The organism is Streptomyces purpurogeneiscleroticus (assembly GCF_020024005.1).
GTDB classification, from domain to species: Bacteria; Actinomycetota; Actinomycetes; order Streptomycetales; family Streptomycetaceae; genus Streptomyces; species Streptomyces purpurogeneiscleroticus.
The window spans coordinates 1-5,761 of record NZ_NHSG01000025.1; the positions used below are offsets into that span (position 1 = coordinate 1).

At 71.8% G+C, this 5,761-nt stretch carries 5 protein-coding genes; 2 read left to right on the forward strand and 3 right to left on the reverse strand.

From position 1 onward, the window contains the following. Nucleotides 1–50: 50 nt before the first annotated feature. On the reverse strand, nucleotides 51–914 hold the full coding sequence (locus CCS38_RS00670) for a class I SAM-dependent methyltransferase (protein WP_223731207.1): 864 nt from the start codon (nucleotides 912–914) through the stop codon (nucleotides 51–53). A 90-nt stretch (nucleotides 915–1,004) separates the two neighbouring features. Further along, on the reverse strand, nucleotides 1,005–1,874 hold the full coding sequence (locus CCS38_RS00675; protein ID WP_223731208.1) for a HalD/BesD family halogenase: 870 nt from the start codon (nucleotides 1,872–1,874) through the stop codon (nucleotides 1,005–1,007). Between the two features lie 285 nt (nucleotides 1,875–2,159). Here CCS38_RS00675 and glnII point away from each other — a divergent pair, with 285 nt between their 5' ends. Further along, a complete protein-coding gene (gene glnII, locus CCS38_RS00680) occupies nucleotides 2,160–3,188 on the forward strand; it encodes a glutamine synthetase (RefSeq protein ID WP_223731209.1) in 1,029 nt (342 codons plus the stop codon). Nucleotides 3,189–3,536: 348 nt separating this feature from the next. Then, on the forward strand, nucleotides 3,537–4,091 hold the full coding sequence (locus CCS38_RS00685; RefSeq protein ID WP_223731210.1) for a winged helix-turn-helix domain-containing protein: 555 nt from the start codon (nucleotides 3,537–3,539) through the stop codon (nucleotides 4,089–4,091). 69 nt (nucleotides 4,092–4,160) lie between these two features. Here CCS38_RS00685 and CCS38_RS00690 read toward each other — a convergent pair whose 3' ends face one another. Further along, complete coding sequence (locus tag CCS38_RS00690; protein ID WP_223731211.1) at nucleotides 4,161–5,657, reverse strand: PepSY-associated TM helix domain-containing protein; 1,497 nt, start codon at nucleotides 5,655–5,657, stop codon at nucleotides 4,161–4,163. Nucleotides 5,658–5,761: the final 104 nt, after the last annotated feature.

Sequence of the window (5,761 nt, forward strand, 5' to 3'; positions counted from 1 at the left end):
GGTGGGAGTGGCGGTGGCCGGGGTGGCGGTGGCCGTGCCCTGACTGGGGTTCAAAGCTGCTCTCGATTCGGGTCGTGAGGATCATGGGACCGGAGGCGTCCTGCCGGGCCGTACGGCCGGGAGACGTAGAGCTGTGCGTACAGCCAGCCTTCCGCCTCCAGGCCGGTGGCATCCACTCCGGCTGCCGCCATCGTGTCCAGGACGAGCGCCTGTTCCTCGGGGGAGGCGAACCGGCGCTGTTTGTGCATCCCGTCGATGCGGGTGGTCTCGTAGCCCAGGCCCGCCAGCGCCCGCTCGACCGGGTCGAACGGGAACATCCGCAGTACGAAGTGGGCCATCCAGGGCCGGTGGCCGCCCTGCGCGCGGACGACGCGGGTGAGGGTGCGTTCGGTGACGTAGCCGATGCAGCCGGTGGAGAAGACCAGGTCGGCGCCGGACAGCAGGGCGCGCTGGTCCGGTGTGGGGTCGTGGTTCTCCAGGTCGGCGTGGACGGTGCCGTCGAGGAAGCCCGCCTCGCGCGCGTAGTCGAGGGCGTTCTCCGAGGTGTCGAGGCCGATGAAGCGGGGGGACTGCGCGGGCCGGCGGGCGCGGGACAGCTCCCGGTCCCGGGCGAGCAGCCCCTCGCGCGTCAGCCCGGCGGCCGCGTCGCCGCCGTAACGGGCGTACAGCTCGTCCATGGCGACGTCGTACTTCAGCAGCGCGGCATTGATGCCGTACGAGCAGCCGATGTCGACGACCTTGGGCACCGCCACCCTCCGTTCCTCGCGGTACTCCTTGAGGAGCTTGGCGAAGTACGGCTTGGCGAGCTGCGGTACGCAGTAGTCGAGCGTGCGCAGCACCGTGAAGTACGCGCGCGGGTCGGGCTGCGTGTAGATGTGGTCGAGCGAGACTTTTCCGGTCGTGTCGAAGCGCACGGGGTTGCTCCTCCGTGGATCGCGGATGGGAAAACGTCCTGCGGCGTGCTGCGGGCCGCCCCCGTCACAAGGAGGATGCCCCGCGACGGCTCAGTCCAGCAGCTCGTCCCCCCGCACGGCGCGGCCCTCGGCCGCCAGGTGCTCGGGCAGCACCCGGCCGAAGAGCTGGCGGGTGCGGGCCACGCTGCCGATGACGCCGGGGCGCTCGCTGTACGCGAAGATCGCCGAGTGGCGTGCCGTGCCGCCCCCGACGGGGCTGACGCGGTGCAGGGAGTAGCGGCCCTTGAAGAGCTGGAGGTCGCCGGTGTGCAGCGGGAGGCGGCGGATCAGCCGCTCGCCGCGCCCGGCCAGGACGTCCCGCACGTCGTCGAAGTGCTCGTCCTTCGCCGACCGGATGTTCGGGCAGTACTCGAAGGCGCCGCCGGTCTCGGGCTCCTGGGTGAGCATGGAGACGGTGAACTCGTTGGTGTCGAAGTGCCAGGGGTGTTCCCGGCCGGGCTCGACGACGTTGAGGACGAGGCCGGCGAGCGGGTCGGCGAGCTCGTACAGCTTCCCGAGGCCGAAGCAGCGGGCGATGAAGGTGCGGAACGCGCCGTGGGCGTAGAGCCGGCTGATCAGGGCGTCGGCCGGGATGCGGTCGCGGGCGACGAAGGCGTTGCCGCGCTCGAAGGTGGTGCGGCCGGGGTGGTCGGCGGGCAGGTCCGGGTGCACGGCGGTGTTGTAGACGTTGACCGTCTCGACGTCGAAGTAGGCGCGGGGCGCGAGGGCCGCGCACTCCTCGCGCAGCAGGTCGCGCAGGGCCGGGCGGATGAAGTCCGGCAGGACGGTGCAGCCGGTCGTGGCCAGCTCGCGGCGGGCGCGGGCGATCAGGGCGAGGCCCTCGGCGCCGTCCGGATCCGCCAGGGGATAGCGGGCCGTATCGACCATCTGGTCGAGCGTCGTGGCTTCGAGTGTGCTCATGCGATCCTCTCCACGCGTGCGGGTGGGCGTGCCAACTGTACGGAGGAGTAACGCAGTTGAACGTGCCACAGTGTCGTAATGTTGTCTGTGACACGTCACACGGCGCATTCGCGCATACTGAGCGGCCATTTCGGGCCGGTCCTGACCGGGGCCGCATGGCGTGCGTCACAGCAGGCCCGAGTAACACGGGGTTCACATTCGAGCAATGGACGGGAAACGGCCCGTTGCAAAGGTGCATGAGTACGCCCGCACGCGTATTCGTACCAACCCGCAGGAAGGGCCCCCGTGAGCATCAAGGCCGAGTACATCTGGATCGACGGCACGCAGCCGACCGCCAAGCTCCGCTCGAAGACGAAGATCCTCGCCGAGCGCCGCGAGCTGGCCGAGCTGCCGCTGTGGGGCTTCGACGGTTCCAGCACCAACCAGGCCGAGGGCCACTCCTCCGACCTCGTGCTGAAGCCGGTCTTCTCCTGCCCGGACCCGATCCGCGGCGGCGAGCACATTCTGGTCCTGTGCGAGGTGCTCAACACCGACATGACGCCGCACTCCTCCAACACCCGCGCGCTGCTGCGCCCGGTCGCGGAGAAGTTCGCGGACCAGGAGCCGATCTTCGGCATCGAGCAGGAGTACACCTTCCTCAAGGGCACCCGCCCGCTCGGCTTCCCCGAGGGCGGCTTCCCCGCCCCGCAGGGCGGCTACTACTGCGGCGTCGGCGCCGACGAGATCTTCGGCCGCGAGATCGTCGAGAAGCACCTCGACCACTGCCTCGCCGCGGGCCTCGGCATCTCCGGCATCAACGCCGAGGTCATGCCGGGCCAGTGGGAGTTCCAGGTCGGCGCGCTGCCGGCGCTGGAGGTCTCGGACCACATGTGGATCGCGCGCTGGCTGCTCTACCGCACCGCCGAGGACTACGGCATCACCGCGACCCTGGACGCCAAGCCGGCCAAGGGCGACTGGAACGGCGCGGGCGCGCACACCAACTTCTCCACCAAGGCGATGCGCGAGGGCTACGACGCGATCATCACCGCGTGCGAGTCGCTGGGCCAGGACGGCAAGCCGCTGGAGCACGTGAAGCAGTACGGCACCGGCATCGAGGACCGCCTGACCGGCGCCCACGAGACCGCCCCGTGGGACCAGTACAGCTACGGCGCGTCCGACCGCGGCGCCTCGGTCCGCATCCCGTGGCAGGTCGAGCGGGACAAGAAGGGCTACATCGAGGACCGCCGCCCGAACGCGAACGTCGACCCCTACGTCGTCACCCGCCTGATGGTGGACACCTGCTGCACCGCCCTGGAGAAGGCCCTCCAGGTCTGACGTCCAGCGGTCAATCCGCAAGAAGGGCGCCCCGCTTGAAGCGGGGCGCCTTTTGCGTACGGCGGTGAGGCGCTCTTTGCGTATGTCGGTGGGGCGCCTTTTGCGTATGACGGGCGTACGAAGGACAGATCACGCCGCGTCTGGTTGAATGGGGGCATGGCCAGCCTCACCGAAACCTCGACGGGTCGTACCGACCTCGAGCCGTTCTGGCCGTCCCGGCAGGATCACCTCTTCGACCGTCTGTGTTGCCGCGCGCACTGAGCGCGGGCCCGCAAAGCACCCAGACAGCAGCCCTGCCCGCGCGCACGACGTCCCCCGACGCCCCACTGCGCGAAAGAGCTGACCTCGATGACGCACGTACGATCCCTTTCTGCCACCGCCCCGACGGCCACCGTTCCCGCTCCGCCCCGGCTGCGTGCCGTGGCCCCCGACGAAGTACCGCCGGTCGCCGACCTTTTGGGCGCCGACGCCACCTGGCTGCCGGCTCCTCAGCACACCCTCCCCGAGCTGCCGGGCCGGCCCCCGATGGTCGGCTACCTCGTGCTCGTACCGGCCGCCGCCACCCCCCGTCCTGAGCCCGAGCCGAAGCCCGCGGCCCCCGCGGCCGACTTCGGGGAGGGCGGCGTCCGGGTCGACCCGGAGCGCCGCACCGTGCACGTCCAGGGCCGTCAACTGGACCTGACCTTCCTGGAGTTCGAGCTGCTGGCGCACCTCGTGGCGCACCCGCAGCGGGTGCACACCCGCGACCAGCTCGTGACGACGGTGTGGGGTTACGGACATGTCGGCGACGGCCGCACGGTCGACGTCCACATCGCCCGCCTGCGCCGCAAGCTGGGCGCCGCGCACCGCTCGTCGATCGTGACGGTCCGCCGCGTCGGCTACAAGTACGTACCGGTCTCCTGACCGGGAGGCGGCGGGGCCCGGCCGCGGTGGCCGGGCCCCGCCGCTCTCCTCACGGGCGGATCAGGCGGGTCAGGCGGACCGTGCGCGGCGCCGGGCCAGCAGTCCGGTCCCCGCGTCGAGCAGCAGGAACGCCAGCAGCGGAATTCCGAACAGCGGCAGGAACCAGCCCACCGCGGCCGTCACCGCCACCAGCGGGAGCAGCACCGGCAGCGGTACCTGCCGCCAGGCGCCGCGCGGGTGGGCACGCGGCGCGCGGGACCGGCGCGGCCTGCGCTGCCACCACATCCGGTAACCCCACACGATCACCAGGATCAGCGCGGCCATCAGAGCGGCCAGCGCGACCTGGTTGGCGAGGCCGAACAGCACGCCCATGTGCGCGTCGATCCCCCACCGGGTGAGCTTGGCGAGCAGCGGGTAGTCGGCGAAGTCGAGCCGGTCGGTGACCTGCCCGGTCGCCGGGTCGACCGCGATCGAGTCCAGGTGCGCGGGCCACTGCTTGTCGGTCTGCTGGACGACGTACGCGGGTGCCGCGGCGGTCGGTATCCGGATCTCGACCGGGCCGGTGAGGCCCTCCTGCTTCCGGGCCGTGCGCAGGGTGGTGTCCAGTCCGTCCACGGCTGTGGCGATTGATCCGCCGTGTCCCGCGTGGCCACCGTGATCGCCGTCGCCGCCTTGATCGCCGTGGCCGCCTTGATCGCCGTGGCCGCCTTGATCGGCGTGATCGGCGTGATCGGCGTGATCGGCATGCTCCTCGTGGGGCATGCCCGGCATCGCCGTCGGCGCCCCGGGGACCTTTGTCGACACCGCCGGGGTGGCGCCGCCGAGCGCGTCCTGGAGCCGCCCGATGTTCTCGCCCGCGTACGCCGACCAGGTCAGCCCGGTGGCCGACAGTGCGAGCAGCCCCACGGCCGACCACAGGCCGACCGTCCCGTGCCGGGACAGCGTCCGCCGCCGTCCCGTCGTGCCCCGCAGCCGGCGCGCGGAGCGCCGCCGCCCGAGCCACAGCAGCGCCCCGCCGAGCACGACCACCCACAGCCAGCTGGCGGCCAGCTCGCTGTAGAGCCGCCCCGGTTCGCCGAGCAGCAGATCGCGGTGCAGGTGGTCGAGGGTCGCGCGCAGCGGCAGCGCGCCGGAGCTGCCGTAACTCTCCAGCGCGCCACGCACCTTGCCGGTGTACGGGTCGACGAAGACGGCCAGCGATTCGCTCTCCCCCAGTCCCGGGGCGTCGAGGATCACGCGCGTCGTGGCACCGGGTTCGGCGGACGGCCGGACCGCGGTCGGTGTGCCTTCGGGGTGCGCCCGCAGGGCGGCGTCCACCTGGCGGGAGAGCGGGAGTTGCGCGCCGCGGGCGTCGGTGCGGAGTTCGTGCGCGTACACGATCTTCTCCGCCTGGAGGGAACCGGCGTACAGCAGGCCCGTCACGGCGGCGACGAGCAGGAACGGGGCGATCAGCAGCCCCGCGTAGAAGTGCAGCCGCAGCACGAGCGGGCGCAGGGCGGGCCATCCGGCGCGCCGGGGCGGCGGCTCGGCGGCCTCCCGCGTGCGGGCAGGGTCGAGTACGGACATGGCGATTTCTTCACCTTTCAGCGGCGAACAAGGGAAATGTCCGCGCCATGGCCGTGTCCCCGGCCCGGGGTCGAGTTCGGGCTCAGCGGGGCAGGGGCGGGCCG